At 65.4% G+C, this 18,284-nt stretch carries 15 protein-coding genes; 9 read left to right on the top strand and 6 right to left on the bottom strand.

What is annotated here, in order from left to right; genetic code table 11:
* Positions 1 to 3: 3 nt before the first annotated feature.
* Positions 4 to 1,440 carry an allantoinase PuuE gene (gene puuE, locus ACOQOU_RS03240; RefSeq protein ID WP_306026438.1) on the bottom strand — a complete coding sequence of 479 codons (1,437 nt, stop codon included), beginning with the start codon at positions 1,438 to 1,440 and terminating at the stop codon, positions 4 to 6.
* Between the two features lie 122 nt (positions 1,441 to 1,562).
* On the opposite strand from puuE, the gene uraH reads away from it, so the two are divergent.
* Complete coding sequence (gene uraH / locus ACOQOU_RS03235) at positions 1,563 to 1,925, top strand: hydroxyisourate hydrolase (protein WP_109768477.1); 363 nt, start codon at positions 1,563 to 1,565, stop codon at positions 1,923 to 1,925.
* Between the two features lie 20 nt (positions 1,926 to 1,945).
* A complete protein-coding gene (locus ACOQOU_RS03230) occupies positions 1,946 to 3,169 on the top strand; it encodes a urate hydroxylase PuuD (protein WP_306026436.1) in 1,224 nt (407 codons plus the stop codon).
* Here the strand turns inward: ACOQOU_RS03230 and ACOQOU_RS03225 are convergent.
* Together ACOQOU_RS03225 and ACOQOU_RS03220 are read right to left on the bottom strand one after the other, a co-directional pair.
* Entirely contained in the window at positions 3,163 to 4,335 is a 1,173-nt protein-coding gene (locus ACOQOU_RS03225; protein WP_306026435.1) for an acetate/propionate family kinase, read from the bottom strand. The genes ACOQOU_RS03230 and ACOQOU_RS03225 overlap by 7 nt on opposite strands.
* Before the next feature lie 7 nt (positions 4,336 to 4,342).
* Positions 4,343 to 5,728 (bottom strand): bifunctional enoyl-CoA hydratase/phosphate acetyltransferase, encoded by a 1,386-nt coding sequence (locus ACOQOU_RS03220; protein WP_306026434.1) that lies wholly within the window; start codon positions 5,726 to 5,728, stop codon positions 4,343 to 4,345.
* Between the two features lie 159 nt (positions 5,729 to 5,887).
* On the opposite strand from ACOQOU_RS03220, the gene ACOQOU_RS03215 reads away from it, so the two are divergent.
* Positions 5,888 to 7,219, top strand: coding sequence for a cytochrome-c peroxidase (locus tag ACOQOU_RS03215; RefSeq protein WP_306026433.1), 1,332 nt, complete (start codon positions 5,888 to 5,890; stop codon positions 7,217 to 7,219).
* A gap of 12 nt (positions 7,220 to 7,231) precedes the next feature.
* On the opposite strand, the gene ACOQOU_RS03210 is transcribed toward ACOQOU_RS03215, so the two are convergent.
* Positions 7,232 to 8,761: a CRTAC1 family protein gene (locus ACOQOU_RS03210; protein ID WP_109768439.1), complete on the bottom strand. Its 1,530-nt coding sequence runs from the start codon at positions 8,759 to 8,761 to the stop codon at positions 7,232 to 7,234.
* Positions 8,758 to 10,035, bottom strand: a complete 1,278-nt coding sequence (locus ACOQOU_RS03205) for an ROK family transcriptional regulator (protein ID WP_306026432.1) — start codon at positions 10,033 to 10,035, stop codon at positions 8,758 to 8,760. The genes ACOQOU_RS03210 and ACOQOU_RS03205 overlap by 4 nt, the downstream gene beginning before the upstream one ends.
* Positions 10,036 to 10,244: 209 nt before the next feature.
* Between ACOQOU_RS03205 and xylF the strand changes: the two genes are divergently transcribed.
* The 6 genes from xylF (at position 10,245) to ACOQOU_RS03175 (ending at position 17,469) form a co-directional block, all read left to right on the top strand.
* Complete coding sequence (gene xylF / locus ACOQOU_RS03200; RefSeq protein ID WP_109768475.1) at positions 10,245 to 11,273, top strand: D-xylose ABC transporter substrate-binding protein; 1,029 nt, start codon at positions 10,245 to 10,247, stop codon at positions 11,271 to 11,273.
* 73 nt (positions 11,274 to 11,346) lie between these two features.
* Positions 11,347 to 12,642, top strand: coding sequence for a sugar ABC transporter permease (locus ACOQOU_RS03195; RefSeq protein WP_196780424.1), 1,296 nt, complete (start codon positions 11,347 to 11,349; stop codon positions 12,640 to 12,642).
* Positions 12,643 to 12,644: 2 nt separating this feature from the next.
* Positions 12,645 to 13,415, top strand: a complete 771-nt coding sequence (locus ACOQOU_RS03190) for an ATP-binding cassette domain-containing protein (protein WP_109768437.1) — start codon at positions 12,645 to 12,647, stop codon at positions 13,413 to 13,415.
* The gene (gene xylB, locus ACOQOU_RS03185) at positions 13,415 to 14,851 is read left to right on the top strand and encodes a xylulokinase (protein WP_306026431.1); all 1,437 of its coding nucleotides are present in this window, start codon (positions 13,415 to 13,417) and stop codon (positions 14,849 to 14,851) included. The genes ACOQOU_RS03190 and xylB overlap by 1 nt, the downstream gene beginning before the upstream one ends.
* Positions 14,848 to 16,155: a xylose isomerase gene (gene xylA, locus ACOQOU_RS03180; protein ID WP_306026430.1), complete on the top strand. Its 1,308-nt coding sequence runs from the start codon at positions 14,848 to 14,850 to the stop codon at positions 16,153 to 16,155. Before xylB ends, xylA begins: the two co-directional genes overlap by 4 nt.
* Positions 16,156 to 16,266: 111 nt before the next feature.
* The gene (locus tag ACOQOU_RS03175) at positions 16,267 to 17,469 is read left to right on the top strand and encodes an acyl-CoA dehydrogenase (RefSeq protein ID WP_306026429.1); all 1,203 of its coding nucleotides are present in this window, start codon (positions 16,267 to 16,269) and stop codon (positions 17,467 to 17,469) included.
* 173 nt (positions 17,470 to 17,642) lie between these two features.
* Here the strand turns inward: ACOQOU_RS03175 and ACOQOU_RS03170 are convergent, their stop codons facing one another.
* Positions 17,643 to 18,284 carry a TetR family transcriptional regulator C-terminal domain-containing protein gene (locus tag ACOQOU_RS03170; RefSeq protein WP_375565565.1) on the bottom strand — a complete coding sequence of 214 codons (642 nt, stop codon included), beginning with the start codon at positions 18,282 to 18,284 and terminating at the stop codon, positions 17,643 to 17,645.

Raw genomic sequence — 18,284 nt, 5'->3', positions numbered from 1 at the left:
GCTCTAACCCGACAGGTCGCCGCCGTGGGGCAGTATTTCGCCCAGGCGAAGCAGGGCGATCCGTTCGACCTGCCGGCAGGCTTCGGCAAATTCCTGTTCGGCGCTGTTTTCAAGCCGTTGCTGAAACGCTTGCAGGATCGACGCCTTGTCGTGGTCGCGTACCGCGATGATGAACGGAAAACCGAACTTTTCCGTGTAGGCAAGGTTCAGCGCCTCGAACCGGGCGCGTTCCCGGTCGGTCAGGGCGTCGAGACCCGCCGAGGCCTGTTCTGCGGTGGAATTGGCGGTTAGCCGCTTGGCGGCAGCGAGCTTGCCGGCGAGATCGGGGTGCGCTTTCAGGACGCCAAGACGTTCGTCATGGGAGGCGGCACGAAACTGCCGGGCGAGCGCGGCATGCAGGCCGATGGCGGTGTCGTTGGCCGGGCCGAGTTCGTCGTTGAAAGCGCGCTCGGCGATCCAGGGCGAGTGCTCGAAGATGCCGCCGAACGCCTCGATGAATTCGGACTTGTCGAGCCGCGAGGGCTTGGCGCGATGCTCGGGCGGAAAAAGGGCGCGCCAATGGTTGGCGATGTCGATGCGCCGGGCGAACCAGACGCCGGATTTCGATTGCGCGTAGTCGATGAAACGCTTGAGTGCCATCGCCCGGCCGGGCCGGCCGGCGAGCCGGCAATGAAGGCCGACCGACATCATCCTGGCCTGGCCCTGTTCGCCCTCGGCATAAAGAGTGTCGAACGTGTCCTTCAGATAGGCGAAGAACTGGTCGCCCGCATTGAAGCCCTGCGGCGTTGCGAACCGCATGTCGTTGGCGTCCAGCGTGTAGGGCACGATGAGCTGGTCGTGCCCGTCATAATGGTGCCAGTAGGGCAGATCGTCGGCGTAAGAGTCGGCCACATAGGCAAAACCGCCTTCCTGTGCGGCCAGATCGACCGTGTTGACCGAGCAGCGGCCCGTGTACCAGCCATGGGGACGCTCTCCCGTCACCTCGCGGTGGACGCGGATCGCCTCCTCCATGTGGTGCTTTTCCTGATCGGGGGAGAAATCCTTGTACTCAATCCATTTGAGGCCGTGCGACGCGATTTCCCAGTCCGCTTGCTGCATGGCGCGGACCTGCGCGGGAGACCGGGCGAGGGCTGTTGCGACGCCATAGACGGTCACCGGAACACCGGCCTGCACGAACAGCCGGTGCAAGCGCCAGAAGCCGGCGCGCGCGCCATATTCGTAGATCGTCTCCATGTTCCAGTGGCGCTGACCCGGCCAGGCGGCGGCGCCGACAATCTCCGACAGGAAGGCTTCGGAAGCCTCGTCGCCATGGAGAAGGGAGTTTTCGCCGCCTTCCTCATAATTGACGACGAACTGGACGGCGATCTTGGCGCCGCCCGGCCATTTCGGGTCGGGCGGGGTCTGGCCGTGGCCGTGCATGTCGCGGGGGTAGCGGTTCATGGCCGCCGGCTCCTGTGTGGCGCGCCGGACTTCACAAGCGCGCGGGATGCTGTCAGATGGTGCATGGACTTGTCATGCCGATTTTCGGCCGATCAGACAAGCATGCGGGGAGAGCGAGCGCGATGGCCGAAGGCGGATTTCTGACGACCCATGTGCTGGACACGGCACGCGGCGTGCCGGCGGCGGGCATGGCGATCCAGCTCTACCGGGTGTCGGGCAATTCGCACACAAAGATCGCCGAGGCGGTGACCAATGATGACGGGCGCACCGATGGCCCCATCCTGCCGGCGGGCACGTTCAAGGCCGGCCAGTACGAGCTGGTCTTTCATGCGGGCGACTATCTGCGCGCCAACGGGCTTGCCGGCGACGAGCCGCTGTTTCTCGACCAGGTGCCGATCCGCTTCGGCATCAGCGACGGCGAGGCCCACTATCACGTGCCGCTTCTGGTTTCGCCCTATGGCTATTCGACCTATCGGGGCAGCTAGCGGGGCGAAGGGCCGAACCGATGTATGATCTCGCCGTCTTCATGGAATGGGCCGAGTTCGCCGTGCGCTGGCTGCATGTCATCACGGCCATCGCCTGGATCGGCTCGTCCTTCTATTTCATCGCGCTCGACCTGGGTCTGAACCGGGATATCGAAGGCCCGGCCGATGGCGAGGAATGGCAGGTCCATGGCGGCGGCTTCTACCACATCCAGAAATATCTCGTCGCGCCCGAGGCGATGCCCGAGCATTTGACCTGGTTCAAATGGGAGAGCTACGCCACCTGGCTTTCGGGCTTCGCCATGCTCGTCCTCGTCTATTATCTGGGCGCCGATCTCTATCTGGTCGATCCGAACGTTGCCGACATTTCGATCCCGTTCGCCATCGCCATCTCGCTGGCGTCGCTGGCGTTCGGCTGGATCGTCTACGACCAGCTCTGCAAGTCGCCGCTCGGCGAGACGCCGACCGTCCTGATGCTGCTCCTTTTCGTGCTGCTCGTGGTCATGGCCTGGGGCTACACGCAGGTGTTTTCGGGACGGGCGGCGCTTTTGCACCTTGGCGCCTTCACCGCCACGATCATGACGGCGAACGTGTTCCTGATCATCATTCCCAACCAGAAAATCGTCGTCGCGGATCTCAAGGCCGGCCGCACACCCGACGCCAAATACGGCAAGATCGCCAAGCTGCGCTCGACGCACAACAACTACCTCACCCTGCCGGTGATCTTCTTCATGCTGTCGATCCATTATCCGCTGGCGTTTGCGAGCGAATACAACTGGCTGATCGCGGCGCTGGTGTTCCTGATGGGCGTGACGATCCGGCACTATTTCAACACGCGTCATGCGCGCGCCGGCAACCCGACCTGGACGTGGCTGGCGACGGCGATCCTGTTCGTTCTCATCATGGCGATTTCGACCTGGCCGCTCTTTTCGGACGATCCGGCCAACCCAGAGGACGCCAGGGCCACGCCCTATCAGGAGCGGATCATGGCGACCGAGGGCTTTGAGGAGGTCGCATCGATCGTGCAGGGACGCTGCTCGATGTGCCATGCCACCGAGCCATTCTGGGACGGCATCGTCTTCCCGCCCAACGGCGTGCGGCTCGAAACGCATGCGCAGATCGCCGCGCATGCGCGCGACATCTACATCCAGTCGGGCGTCACGCACGCCATGCCGCCGGCGAACGTATCGTGGATGGAAGAGGAAGAGCGCCGCGCGATTGTCGAATGGTTCCGCTCGGTTCAGTGAGCGCCTGACAGCGCGGCGCCGACGGCGCGGGCCATCACCAGTTCCTCATTAGTCGGAACCACCATGACGCGGACCCGGCCGGTGCCGATGTCGCGGGCGTTGTCGGCGTTATTGTCCTCGTCGACCGCGATGCCGAGCCATTCCATACCCGCGCAGACCTCGCGCCTGATGCGTGCCGAGTTCTCGCCGATGCCGCCGGTGAAGATCAGCGCGTCGAGCCCGCCGAGCACCGCGCTCATGCCGCCCAGTTCACGGCGGATGCGGAAGACGAAATAGTCGATCGCCTCGCGGGCGTGCGGATCGTCGCTTTGTTCCAGCGTGCGCATGTCATGCGTCAGGCCGGACAGGCCCTTGAGACCGCTTTCCCGATAGAGAAGGTTGGCGATCTGATCGGCGTCCATGCCGTGATGCTGCATCATGTAGAGCAGCACGCCCGGATCGATCTGGCCGCAGCGCGTGCCCATGGGCAGACCGTCGAGCGCGGTGAAGCCCATGGTCGATCCGACGCTTAGGCCGTCGCGCACCGCGCACATGGAGGCGCCATTGCCAAGATGGGCGATCACGACGCGTCCGCTCGCAAGGTCCGGCTCGGTGCGAGCGATTTCCGAGGCGATGTACTCATAGGACAGGCCGTGGAAGCCATATCGCCGGACGCCTTCGTCGAACCATTTGCGGGGCAGGGCGAACGTGTCGTTGACGAACGGATGGGTGCGATGTAACGCCGTGTCGAAACAGGCGATCTGGACGGCGTCCGGAAAGGCGGCGATGGCCGCCTCGACGCAGTCGAGATTGTGCGGCTGGTGCAGGGGGGCGAGCGGCTCGAGCGTGCGCAGCTTGCCGATGACCTCCGGCGTCAGTTCAGTGGGGGCGACAAAGTCAGTGCCGCCGTGGACGACACGGTGGCCGACGCCGGCAACGGTCGAACCACCGAACAGGACGTCCGCCCGACCGAGAATGGCGGAAAGCGCGCCGGCATGGTCGTTGGCCTCGATATCGACAACCTGCTTGTCCCCACCGCGTTCGACGATCAGCCTTGTCTGCTGGGTGGGCGACAGATTCTCCACTTGTCCCGATGCGCGGAGCGCCGGTCCATCGCCCTGCGCATAGACCGCGAACTTGACCGAGGACGAGCCCGCATTGAGCGTCAGGATCGCCGCGTCCGACATGGTGTGCCTACTGGTTCAGTTGCCATTGGTGGTAGAGCGCGGCGACCGCGCAGGAGGCAAGCCGCGCCTTGTCGTCATCGGCGCGGCTCGACAGGATCACCGGGCACTTGGCGCCGAGCACGAGGCCGCCCGCCTCGGCATGGGCCAGAAACGTCAGCTGCTTGGCGATCATGTTGGCCGATTCCAGGTTCGGCGCCATCAGAATGTCGGCGTGGCCGGCGACCAGCGAGCGGATGCCCTTGGTGCGCGCCGCATCCTCGTCCACCGCATTGTCCATGGCGAGCGGACCGTCGACGATTCCGCCCCGGATCTGGCCACGGTCGGCCATCTTGGCGAGCGCGGCCGCCTCGATGGTCGATGGCAGCTTGGGATTGACCGTTTCGACCGCCGACAGGACGGCGACCTTTGGCACTTCGACGCCCAGCGCGCGGCCCAGATCGATCGCGTTCTGGATGATGTCGACCTTCTCATGCAGTTCCGGCGCGATGTTGATGGCCGCATCGGTGATCATCAGCAGATGATCGAGGCCGGGCACATCCATGCAGAAGACGTGGCTGAGGCGCCGCCTTGTTCGCAGGCCGCCGTCGGATTTGACGATGGCGCGCAGAAGGTCGTCCGTGTGCAGATGGCCCTTCATGACAGCGCCGGCACGGCCCTCGTGGACGAGCTGGACGGCACGGGCCGCCGCGACCGAATCGGTCGGCGCGTCGATGATCTCGAACGGGTGCAGATCGACGCCCATTTCGACGCCCGTTTCGCGGATCTTCTTCTCGTCGCCGACGAGGATCGGCACGATCAGAGTGTGTTCGGCGGCCAGCAGCGCGCCGCCAAGCGACTTGGGATCGTCCGGGCAGACAACGGCGGTGGGCAGAGCGGGCAGCGGTTCGGCCAGCTCAAGCAGCCTGTCGAAATGGACGTGCCGCTGCACGGTCAGGCCGGGCAGGTCGTCGGCGGCGAAACTCAGTTTCGTCTTCGGCGCGATGACCGTCGCCTCGCCCTCGACGATCGGCGCGCCGTCCGCCTTGGTCACCGTTGTCGCGAAGACTGCCAGGAGTTCGGGTTTCTTCTCGGCCAGCCGGATCGTCACCGTCAGTTCGTCGCCGGCATGGGCGCGGCCCAGAAAGCGCAAATTCTGGCCTTTGTAGAGCGTTCCCGGGCCGGGCAACTGGTTGCCGAGCACCGCCGATATCAGCGAAGCCACCCACATGGAGGGAGCGATCGGCTCATCGGCCTTGCCGTCGCCGTCATGGTCTCCCTTGGGCAGGTGAACCGGATTGTGATTGCCCGAAGAGGACGCGTAGACGAGAAAATCCTCGGCGCGGCAGAGGCGCTTGGCGGACGCCTCCATGCCTATCTCAAGGGCGTCCCAGGGCGTGTTGGAATAGGTGTTCATCTCATCGAGGTCCCGAAAGGCCGCACCGCATGCCGGTTCCTCCATCGGGGCGCTGTCATAGTCAACCGCCAAATCGGCTTTGCTTGGCGACGGCTGTCGCGGCGATTGCAAATCGCGATGGCAATCGGCAGTCTGCCAGCGCATGATCGGGAGGAACGGATGCGCCGCTCGCTGTTGATGTTGATGCTGTGCATGCCGCTCGGGACCGCCGCTGCCGCCGACCTGCCGCCGCCTGTCACCGACGACATGTTCGCGCCGGTCGACGAGGCCGAGGCGCGGCTTGGCTGGCAATTGTTCTGGGATCCGGTCCTTTCGGGCAACCGCAACATCTCCTGCGCGACGTGCCATCATCCCGATTTCGGCACCGGCGACGGCGTGTCGCTGGCCTTGGGAGAGGGCGGCATCGGGCTTGGACCGGACCGGCGCGTCGACCCCGACAATCCGCCCGAACAGCGCATTCCGCGCAACGCGCCGGCGCTGTTCAACTTGGGCGCGGCCGAATTTTCCGTGCTGTTCCACGATGGCCGGATCGAGGTGGATGAGAGCCGGCCGTCCGGCCTGCGCACGCCGCTCGAAGACGAGATGACCGCCGGTTTCGCCAACATCCTGTCCGCACAGACCATGTTCCCCGTCCTGTCGCAGGACGAGATGGCCGGCCACTACAGCGAGAACGAGGTGTCGCTGGCCGTCCGCATGGGGCGGATCACCGGCGAGGGCGGCGCCTGGGACCGGATTTCGCAGCGCGTGGCGGCGATCGATGCGTACCGGACCCAGTTCGAGACGGTCTATCCGGAGATCGGGGCGGGCCGGGCCATCGCATTCACGGATATCTCGAACGCCATCGCCGCCTTCATTGCGTTCGAGTGGCGTTCCGACAAGGCGCCGTTCGATGCGGTGCTGCGCGGTGAGGCGGAACCGACCGGCGCTGCGGCCAAGGGATTGGACCTGTTTTATGGCGAAGCGGGCTGCGCGACGTGCCATGCCGGCCCGTTCCTGACCGATCACGGGTTTCACGCCATGGGGCAGCCGCAGATCGGGCCGGGCAAGGCCGAACGGTTCGAGGCCCATGCGCGCGACATTGGCCGGATGCGGGTGACGGGCGACCCCGCCGACGCCTACAAGTTCCGGACACCAAGCCTGCGCAACGTCGCTCTGACGGCGCCCTACGGCCATGCCGGGGCTTTTGGAGAACTGGACGCGTTTTTGCGCCATCATGTCGATCCGGCGGCAGGCCTTGCCGCCTATGATCCCGGTCAGGCCGTGCTTGCCACGCTGCAAGGCGCCGACGATTTCGCCGTTCTGAACGATGCCGACGAGCGGACGGCGATTGCCGAGGCGGTGGAGATCGAACCGGTGCCGCTGGCGGATGCGGACATTGCCGCGCTCGTGGCGTTCCTCGGAACGCTGACGGACCAAGCCGCCGCCAAGGGCCGGTTCGGCATTCCCGACGCTGTGCCGAGCGGGCTGGAGGTCGAACGCCAGCGAGATTGAGCGGAACGTTGCTCAATCGTCGCGCGTGATGGTCCAGATGCGGCCGGCGGCGAGCGTTCGCCATTCGGTCATCGTTCCATCCGGCCAGATCACGCGGATCTCCGCCGTCTCGGCGTCGCCGAGGCCGAAATGCTGAGGCAGGGCCGATCCGCCGGCATGGCCGCCGCCGATGGTGATCTCGCGCGTGTGAATGCGGCCATCGATCCGCGATTCAACGATTGCGCCCACCGCGTTGATATTGCTGCCCGATTGGCGGACATCGACCATCAGCCAATTGCCCGCGTGGGGCGTTGCGTTTTCATGCACCTCCAGCGGCGCGCGGCGGTTGACGACGATCAGGTCCAGTTTCCCGTCGGCGTTCAGGTCGGCGAGCGCGGCGCCGCGAGCGCGGTCGGTCGTGGCGACGCCGGCCAGATGGGCGGTTTCGGCAAACGAGCCGTCCGGTTGCCGGACCAGCAGATTGTTGGGGTCTTCGATCGCATTGGAGGGCATCTGGTCGACATTGCCCTTGGCGATGAACAGATCGTCGCGGCCGTCATTGTCGACATCGCCGAATTCGGCATGCCACCCCGTCGACGGGCGTCCGTCGTCGCCGATGAACGGGCGGTGCGCGTAGGAGCCCATCTCGAAGGGTGCTGCTTCATAGCCCGTGTCGGTTGCGATCTGCAGGAGCTGGTCGCCCATCGACGTGGACATCACTTCGGCGCGGCCGTCGCCGGTCAGGTCGCGCGCGGCGATCCCCATGCCCCACAAGGACACGTTCGGCCAACCGTCGGTTTCATCGAGGAAGCGCAACGTCTCGAGATCGAGCTTCTGCTCCGATCCGCCGCGGACATAGTAATGGCGATCGTTGGAGATGCGCAGAAAGGGCCTGCCCAGGCGCCGTTCGTCGGAAATCAGCATGGACAGCGCACAAAAGCCGGGCTCGATGCGGATCGGCGGAGCAAAGCGGCGGCCGGCCGGCCGGTGCAGTTCGTTGGCATCGCACGCTTCGAACGGGCCTTCGGGATCGGCACGGTCGACATAATTGCCGACGGCCAGGGTCGGCCAGTGCTGCCCGTCTTCCCATGTGGCGGAAAAGGACGTCGACCAGCCATTGCCCGGCGCCAGGGCCCATTGAGCGGTTGCATCGGTGAAGCGGCAATCTGCTCCGCCCTTCAGGATCACGTTCGGGCCGACCCGCAGGACGACCAGGTCCATATGGCCGTCGCTGTCGATGTCGAGCGGGTAGGCGCCGGTAACGCCGGTGAGTTCCGGCAGGCCGGCGCCGCGTTCGAACCGGACCGGTGCGCCCGGCGCTTCGCTGACGTTGACGAAAAGCCGTGCCGGGTTTTCGCCGCCTGCAGCATAGGCGTCGGGTCTGGCATCGCCATTGCAGTCGAAGACCGCCACGCCGCCGCCGACGAAGTGCTCCCATCCGCCCGCATAGATGTGCTGGACCGGCAGATCGGCGGAGCGGTCGACAAAGACCGGATGATCGCCATTGGCGTGCGCCGGCGCGGCATGGGCGAGCAAGGCGATGAGGAGGATCGCCCGCCTCATTTTCCGGTTGCCTGCGCGCCGAGAAGATCGTCCGTCACGGCGGCGAGCGCCAGCGCGGCCGCGCCCTGCGCCCAGATCATGTCACCCCAGGCGTGGGTTTCCACGCGCGGGCCCTTGGCGTGTGTCGCCGGCGAGAGACTGGTCATCTCGGCGAGCACGTCGCGCGCATAAAGATAGTCGTAGCGCATGCGCGCGCCCGAAAGGATGATCAGACCGGGATCGAACAGGGTGACGACATTGGCGAGCCCCAGCGCGAGGAAGCGCCCGGCGCGATGGAAGATCGAGCGCGCGGCGGCGTTGCCGGCCTTGGCGTGGCTGAACAGGCTTTCGAGGATGATCTGCGGTTCGCGCTCGGCGCTGGTCCAGTTGAGCGCGGTCGATGCCTCGCGCACCAGCGCATAGTCGGCGACATAGGCTTCAAGGCAGCCGCGCTGGCCGCAGCGGCACAGCGCGCCGTCCAGATGCACCTTGGTGTGGCCAAGCTCCATGCCCATGCCGCCGGCGCCGCGATAGATCTCGTGATTGACGACCAGCCCCATGCCGACGCCGTGCTCGATGGTGACGACGGCAAAGTCGGGCAGGGCGCGTCCGGCGCCGAACCAGAGTTCGGCCATGGTCAAGAGGTTGGCGTCATTGTCGACAGAAACCGGCTTGCCGATCCGCTCGGCCACCATTTCGGCCAGCGGCACATCGGTGTCGGCCATGATGGGCGACCATTGGATGCGGCCGCGGTCGGCGTCGACGAAGCCGGGCACGCCAAGGCCGACGGCGGCCAGGTCGTCTCGACCGAGGCGGGCGGCCCGGAGCGCCGCGTCGAGCATGTCGGCGGTTTCGGTGAGGATGTCGGCGGTCGAATGACGCGCATGGGCGCGGGGCGCGCTGGCCTCACCGATCCGGTTGCCGGCAAAGTCGACGATCACCGCGGAATGGCTGGGCGAGGACAGTTTGATGCCGGCGACAAAGCGGGCCCCGGGCCGCACGCTGAGCGCCACGGGTGGCCGTCCGCGTCCGCTTTCGGCGTCGCGTTGCGGCGAGCCGGTCTCGCGGATCAGGCCGGTGTCGATCAGCTCGGACGTGATTGCGGTGACCGAGCCCGGGCTTATGCCGACCTTGCGGGCCACATCGACGCGGGCGATCGAGCCGGCCGCACGGATTGCCTCGAAGACCTGCTGGCGCAACGGCTTGATCGAACTGGACAGGGGCGGCGTCAGCGGGCCGCATCCGGTCGGTGCGAGATTTGGCAAATCCCTGCGCAAAAGGACGTCAACGGCCATTTTCTTCAGGCGCCGACATAAATAATGGCGTTCCGGCGACCGGGATCGCGTTGAAACACGCCATGTCGGCGCTTCCTCCCAAGCCGAGGGTAGTCTTTTTCAGCGAAAGGCGTCAAATTAATTTTGACAATTGAATTTAATATGCGATGGTGTCGTACGGCCTTACGGTCGCCGCGCCGGAGGAGGCGCACATACGGGAGGAAATCATCATGCGTAAAGCAATCGTGCTTGCGGCCGCCTTGGCTGTGGGACTGTCTTCAACCGCCCTGGCCCAGGACAGCGTTACCGTCGGCGTGAGCTGGTCGAATTTCCAGGAAGAACGCTGGAAAACGGACGAAGCGGCGATCAAGGCCGCGCTTGAGGAGGCGGGCGCCGAATATGTGTCGGCGGACGCCCAGTCATCGTCCGCCAAGCAATTGTCGGACATTGAAAGCCTGATTGCGCAGGGCGTCGATGCGCTGATCATCCTGGCTCAGGACGCCCAGGCGATCGGGCCCGCCGTGCAGGCGGCTGCCGACGAAGGGATTCCCGTGGTCGGCTATGACCGGCTGATCGAGGATGCGCGCGCTTTCTACCTGACCTTCGACAATATCGAGGTCGGGCGGATGCAGGCGCGCGCCGTTTTCGCCGCGCAGCCCACCGGCAACTATGTCATGATCAAGGGCTCGGCGCAGGACCCGAACGCCGACTTCCTGCGCGGCGGCCAGCAGGAGGTGCTGCAGGAAGCCATCGATGCCGGTGACATCACCATTGTCGGCGAGGCCTATACGGACGGCTGGCTTCCGGCCAACGCCCAGCGCAACATGGAGCAGATCCTGACTGCCAACGACAACAATGTCGATGCGGTCGTCGCCTCCAATGACGGAACCGCCGGCGGCGTCGTTGCCGCGCTCACCGCACAGGGCATGGAGGGCATTCCCGTCTCCGGCCAGGACGGCGACCATGCGGCGCTGAACCGCGTCGCGCTCGGTACCCAGACGGTATCGGTCTGGAAGGATGCGCGCGATCTGGGCCGCGCGGCCGGCGAGATCGCCGTTGCCATGGCCAACGGCACCGCGATGGGCGACATCGAGGGCGCGGCGGCGTGGACATCGCCCGCCGGCACCGAGATGACCGCCCGGTTCCTCGAGCCGGTTCCGGTCACCGCCGACAATCTGACGGTGGTCGTCGATGCGGGCTGGATCGACCAGGAAACGCTCTGTCAGGGCGTGACCGGCGGTCCCGCTCCCTGCAACTGATCGCAGCCTGACACCCGCTCTCTCCCGCGCGCCGATGCGCGGGGGAGGGCGCCCTCATTTCCGGAGTTAGGCCGTGAGCGACAGCCCCGCCCTGCCGAAAGCCGCGCCCGGCATGCGCAATCTTGCGCGGACGCTTGAGATCGACACCCGTCTTCTGGGCATGATCGGCGCATTCATCGCGCTGTGCCTGGTGTTCCATTTCCTGACCGACGGGCGGTTTCTGACGCCGCGCAACATCTTCAACCTGACCATCCAGACCGTCTCCGTCGGCATCATGGCGACCGGCATGGTGTTCGTCATCGTCACGCGGCACATCGACCTGTCGGTCGGCTCGCTGCTGGCGACCTGTTCGGCGATGATGGCGATGACCCAGACGCTGGTGACGCCGGAATGGCTGGGGCTCGGCCTCAACCACCCGCTGACGGCGCCGGCCGCGATCGTCGTCGGGCTCGGAACCGGGATCGTCATCGGCGCCTTCCACGGCTGGCTGATCGGCTATCTGGGCATTCCGGCCTTCATCGTCACGCTGGGCGGGCTTCTTGTCTGGCGCAACGTCGCCTGGTATCTGACCAACGGGCAGACGATCGGCCCGCTCGACGGCAATTTCCAGCTCTTCGGCGGCATTGGCGGCACGCTGGGCGAAACCTGGAGCTGGGTCTTCGGACTGATCTGCGCAGCGGCGGCGCTCTATGCGATCTGGCAGTCGCGGCGCAACAAGATCAGCCACGATTTTCCGGTCAAACCGCTGTGGGCGGAAATCGCGCTGGGCGCGCTCGTGACCGCCGCGATCCTCGGCTTCATCGCCATCCTCAATGCCTACCAGATCCCGGAACGCCGGCTGGAGCGCATGTTCGAGGCGCGCGGCGAGGTGCTGCCGGAGGGCTTCACCGCCGGATACGGGCTGCCGATCTCGGTGCTCTTGCTGATCGCGGTCGCGGTAACGATGACGATTATCGCCAACCGCACGCGGCTTGGCCGTTACATCTTTGCCACCGGCGGCAATCCGGACGCGGCTGAACTGTCGGGCATCAACACGCGCCTCTTGACGGTTAAAGTGTTCATCATGATGGGCATTTTGTGCGCGATCAGCGCGGTCGTCGCCTCCTCGCGCCAGACGTTCCATTCCAACGACATCGGCACGCTGGACGAGTTGCGCGTCATCGCCGCCGCCGTCATCGGCGGCACGGCGCTGGCCGGCGGGGTCGGCACGATCTACGGGGCGATCCTGGGTGCGCTCATCATGCAGTCGCTGCAATCGGGCATGGCGATGGTCGGCGTCGATGCGCCGTTCCAGAACATCGTCGTCGGCACGGTTCTCGTCGTCGCCGTCCTGATCGACACGATCTACCGCAAGCGGACGGGAGACTGACCATGGCCGACACGATCGATCGTTCCGGCACGCCGCTTGTGGAGATGCGCGACATCTCGATCGCCTTCGGCGGCATCAAGGCTGTCAACCACGTCTCCGTCGATCTGTTTCCGGGCGAGGTGGTCGGGCTTCTCGGCCACAATGGCGCCGGCAAGTCGACGCTGATCAAATGCCTTTCGGGCGCCTACCGGATGGATGCGGGCGAGATCTTCATCAATGGCGACAAGGCGGCGATCAACAATCCGCGCGATGCGCGGCGCTACAACATCGAGACCATCTACCAGACGCTGGCGCTTGCCGACAATCTGGACGCTGCCTCGAACCTGTTTCTGGGCCGCGAGCTGACAACGCCGGTGGGGCTTGTCGACGATGCGCGCATGGAGGCCGAAACCCGTCAGATCATGGGCCGGCTCAATCCGAACTTCCAGAAGTTCTCCGCGCCGGTCTCGGCGCTTTCGGGCGGCCAGCGCCAGTCGGTGGCGATCGCGCGCGCGGTCTATTTCAACGCCAGGATCCTGATCATGGACGAGCCGACCGCCGCGCTCGGGCCGCAGGAAACGCGCATGGTCGCCGACCTGATCGACGAGTTGAAGCGACAGGGTCTGGGCATCTTCCTGATCGATCACGATGTGCACCAGGTCAAGGAACTGTGCGACCGGGCGGCAGTGATGAAGAATGGCGAACTGGTCGGCGTCGTCGATGTGGACTCGGTCTCGGTCGATGACATTCTGGCGATGATCATCGCCGGCAAAAAGCCGCAAATGGCAGCGTGATGTATATCGGTCTCGACCTGGGCACGTCCGGCCTCAAGGGGCTGGTCATCGACGAGCGCCAGTCGGTCGTCGGCGAGGCGCATGAGGCGCTGACCGTGTCGCGCCCCCATCCGGGCTGGTCGGAGCAGGCGCCGAGCGACTGGCTGGCTGCAGCCGAAAGCGTTCTCGATCAACTTGCCAAGGCGCACGACCTGTCCGCCGTGCGGGCGATCGGCCTTTCGGGCCAGATGCACGGGGCGACGCTGCTGGACGCGTCCGATGCCGTCTTGCGGCCCTGCATGCTGTGGAACGACACGCGCAGCCACGAACAGGCGGCGGCGATGGATGCCGATCCCGAGTTCCGCGCGGTGACGGGCAACATCGTCTTTCCCGGATTCACCGCGCCCAAGGTCGCCTGGGTGCGCGACAATGAACCCGACATTTTCGAACGCATTGCCAAGGTGCTGCTGCCGAAGGACTATCTGCGCCTTTGGCTGACGGGCGGCTATCATTCCGACAAGTCGGATTCGGCCGGAACGGCGTGGCTCGACACGGGCAAGCGCGTCTGGTCGAAAAGCCTTCTGGCCAAGACGGGTTTGGGCATGATCCACATGCCGGCACTGGTCGACGGAAGCGATGTGACGGGCAAGCTGCGCGCCGAGATCATGGACCGGTGGGGCTTGTCTGGAGACTGTGTCGTCGCAGGCGGCGGCGGCGACAATGCCGCGTCGGCGATCGGCGCCGGCGTTACCGAGGCGGGCGAAGCGTTCGTGTCGCTGGGCACGTCGGGCGTGCTGTTTGCGGCATGCGATGCCTATGCGCCGGCGCCCGAGACGGCGGTGCACACATTTTGCCACGCCCTGCCGCGCACCTGGCACCAGATGGGCGTTATCCTGTCCGCGACCGACGCGCTCAACTGGTATGCGTTGCTTGTGGGCGATGATCCCGCCGCGCTGACCGGCGCGCTCGGCGATCTCGCCGCGCCGGGCCGGACGCTGTTCCTGCCCTATCTGGGCGGCGAGCGCACACCGCACAACGACGCCGCCGTGCGCGGCGCGCTTCTCGGCCTCGAACATGCCAGCGACCGCGACGCGGTCACCCGCGCCGTGCTCGAAGGGGTCGTCCATGCGGTGTGCGACTGCCGCGATGCGCTGGCTGCGACGGGCACCCGGTTCGACCGGCTGCTCGCCGTCGGCGGCGGAGCCAAATCCGACTATTGGCTCAAGGCACTGGCCACATCGCTGCAAACGTCCGTCGACGTGCCGGTCGCCGGCGATTTCGGCGGCGCGTTTGGCGCCGCGCGGCTTGCGATGATGGCGGCGGGCGATCTCGATCCGTCAGGGCTGAAGCCGCCGCCGATTGCCAAGACGATCGATCCCGACACTGCGCTCGCCGACGCGTTCGCCGACGCGCATGCCCGATACCAGACCGCTTATGCCCAGACGAGGATGCTGTGATGACCGACTTTTTCAAAGGTATCGAGCCGATCCGGTATGAGGGACCGGACAGCGCCAACCCGCTGGCTTACCGCCACTACAATGCGGACGAAGTGGTGATGGGCAAACGGCTGGAAGACCATTTGCGGTTCGCGGTCGCCTGGTGGCATTCGTTTGCCTGGCCGGGCGGCGATCCGTTCGGAGGCCAGACATTCGAGCGGCCATGGTTCGGCGACACGATGGAGTTGGCCAAGCTGAAAGCCGACGTGGCCTTCGAGATGTTTGCGATCCTCGGCCAGCCGTTCTTCTGTTTCCACGATGCCGATATCCGCCCCGAGGGCGACGGGTTTGCCGGCAATACGGCCAACCTTGAGGAGATGGTCGATTATATTGGCGCCAAGATGGAGGCGGTCGGCACAAAGCTGCTCTGGGGCACGGCCAACCTCTTCTCGCACCGGCGCTACATGGCCGGTGCGGCCACCAACCCCGACCCCGACGTTTATGCCTTCGCCGGCGCGACGGTGAAGACCTGCATGGATGCGACGCACAAGCTGGGCGGCGCCAACTATGTGCTTTGGGGCGGCCGCGAGGGCTACGAAACGCTGCTCAACACCGATCTGGCCCGCGAGGACCGGCAACTGGGCCGATTCATGAACATGGTGGTCGAGTACAAGCACAAGATCGGTTTTGAGGGCACGATCCTGATCGAGCCCAAGCCGCAGGAGCCGACCAAGCACCAGTACGATTATGACGTCGCGACGGTCTTCGGTTTCCTGAAGCGCCACGGGCTGGAAGACGAGATCAAGGTCAATATCGAGCAGGGACACGCGATCCTGGCGGGCCATTCCTTCGAGCACGAGATTGCGCTTGCCACGGCGCTCGGCATTTTCGGTTCGATCGACATGAACCGGAACGACTACCAGTCCGGCTGGGACACCGATCAGTTTCCGAACAACGGGCCGGAGGTGACGCTGGCCTATTACGAAATTCTCAAGGCGGGCGGTTTCACCACGGGCGGCACGAATTTCGACGCGAAACTCCGCCGCCAGTCGCTCGATCCCGAAGACCTGATCGCGGCGCATGTGGGCGGCATGGATGTGTGCGCGCGCGGGCTCAAGGCGGCTGCCGCCATGCTGGAAGATGGCGAACTGGAACGGCTGCGCGCCGAGCGGTATTCGGGCTGGGATACGGACGACTCCCGGGCGCTGTTGAATCACGCCACGCTCGAACATTGCGAAGAATGCGTGCGGGACCGGCCGATCGACCCCCAACCGCGTTCGGGCAGGCAGGAGCGGCTCGAGAACATCGTCAACCGGTTCGTGTGAACCTGCCGCGCCATGCATGGCCGGTGTGCCATCCATGTGGGAGGGGTATTGCGCGGTCGGGTGCGGCGGGTCTAGGTGGAGGCAAATCGCCAAAACCACGGGGTTCCGCCGATGCTCCAGCCCGCCAAACCCGACCTTTCACCGTTCGACTGGGAAGATGCGTTCCGGCTCGAGGACCAACTGACCGACGATGAGCGGATGATCCGCGATGCGGCGCGCTCCTATGCCGCCGACCGGCTGCAGCCGCGCGTGATCGACGCCTATCGCGAGGAGACGACCGATCCGTCGATCTTCGCCGAGATGGGTGAGATGGGGCTTCTGGGCGTGACAATCCCGGAAGAGTATGGCGGTGTCGGCGCGGGCTATGTCTCCTACGGGCTTGTCGCCCGCGAGATCGAGCGGGTGGATTCAGGCTACCGGTCGATGATGAGCGTGCAATCCTCGCTCGTCATGTATCCGATCCACGCCTACGGCTCGGAGGAGCAGCGGACGAAATATCTGCCCAAGCTGGCTTCGGGCGAATGGATCGGTTGTTTCGGCCTGACCGAGCCGGACGCCGGCTCCGATCCGGGCGGGATGAAGACCGTCGCCAGAAAGACCGCCGATGGCTATGCGCTGTCGGGTTCGAAAATGTGGATCTCCAACGCGCCGATCGCCGACGTGTTCGTGGTCTGGGCGAAATCGGAAGCCCATGGCGGCAAGATCCGCGGCTTCGTGCTCGAAAAGGGGCTGAAAGGGCTGTCGGCGCCCAAGATCGGCGGCAAGCTGTCCCTGCGCGCCTCGATCACCGGTGAGATCGTCATGGACAATGTCGAGGTGGGCGAGGATGCGCTGCTGCCGCATGTCGAAGGGCTGAAAGGCCCGTTCGGCTGCCTCAACCGGGCGCGTTTCGGCATTTCCTGGGGCGTGATGGGCGCCGCCGAATTCTGCTGGCACGCGGCACGGCAATACGGGCTCGACCGGAAACAGTTCGGAAAGCCGCTGGCGCAGACGCAGCTCTTCCAGAAGAAGCTTGCCGACATGCAGACCGAGATCGCGCTGGGCCTTCAGGGCTCGCTGCGGGTCGGCCGGCTGATGGACGAGGGCGAGGCGGCGCCGGAGATGATCTCACTGGTCAAGCGCAACAATTGCGGCAAGGCGCTCGATGTGGCGCGCATGGCGCGCGACATGCATGGCGGCAACGGCATCTCCGAGGAGTTCCAGGTGTTCCGCCACATGGCCAACCTTGAAACCGTCAACACCTATGAAGGCACGCACGACGTGCACGCGCTGATCCTTGGCCGCGCGCAGACCGGATTGCAGGCGTTTTTCTGACGGCGTTCCAACCTCCCCCTTGAGGGGAGGTCGGCGAGTGCCGAGCCAAGCGAGGCAGAGCCGGGTGGGGGTCTATGTCAGCTGCGGCCTTTGACTGTCACCCCCACCCGCTCAACCAGCGCAAGCTCGGTTTCGCGTGCCTCCCCTCAAGGGGGAGGCGGGGCGCCCGCCACCTACCGCGGCCTGATCCCGTTCAGCAGGATCGACAGCACCGCATGGGCGACCTGCTCGCTGAAGCCGGGCTTTTTGGCCTGCTTGCCCAGGATCGCCTGAACCTGCACCTCGAAATCGGCATAGTGCTGGGTCGTCGCCCAGATGGTGAAGATCAGGTGGTAGGGGTCGACCGGCGCGAGCCGGCCCTGGTCGATCCAGGTGCGGATGACGGCGACCTTTTCGTCGACCAGCGCCTTGAGCCGTGTCGACAGGAATTCGCCGACGAGCGGCGCACCGCGCTGGACCTCATTGGCGAACAGCCGTGATGCTTCCGGGTTCTGGTCCGACATCTTCAGTTTGACGGTGATGTAGCGGCGCAGTTCCTCGATCGGGTCGCCGTCCGGATCGATCGCATCGAACGGATCGAGCCAGGCTTCGACCGTCTGCTCGATGGCCGAACGGTAGATCTCCTCCTTGGAGGGGTAGTAATAGAGCAGGTTGGTCTTGGACATGCCGGCACGCTCGGCGATGCGGTCGACGGTGGCGCCGCGATAGCCGTCGGTCGAAAAGACATCGAGGGCGGCCTGCATGATCAGGGCACGGTTTTCGGTCTGGATACGGCTCTGCTTGCCGCCATTGGACCTTGCTGCGCTTTGAGCCAA

It is taken from the genome of Oceaniradius stylonematis (assembly GCF_965223445.1).
GTDB classification, from domain to species: Bacteria; Pseudomonadota; Alphaproteobacteria; order Rhizobiales; family Rhizobiaceae; genus Roseitalea; species Roseitalea stylonematis.
This window is presented reverse-complemented; position numbering and strand designations above follow the sequence as displayed.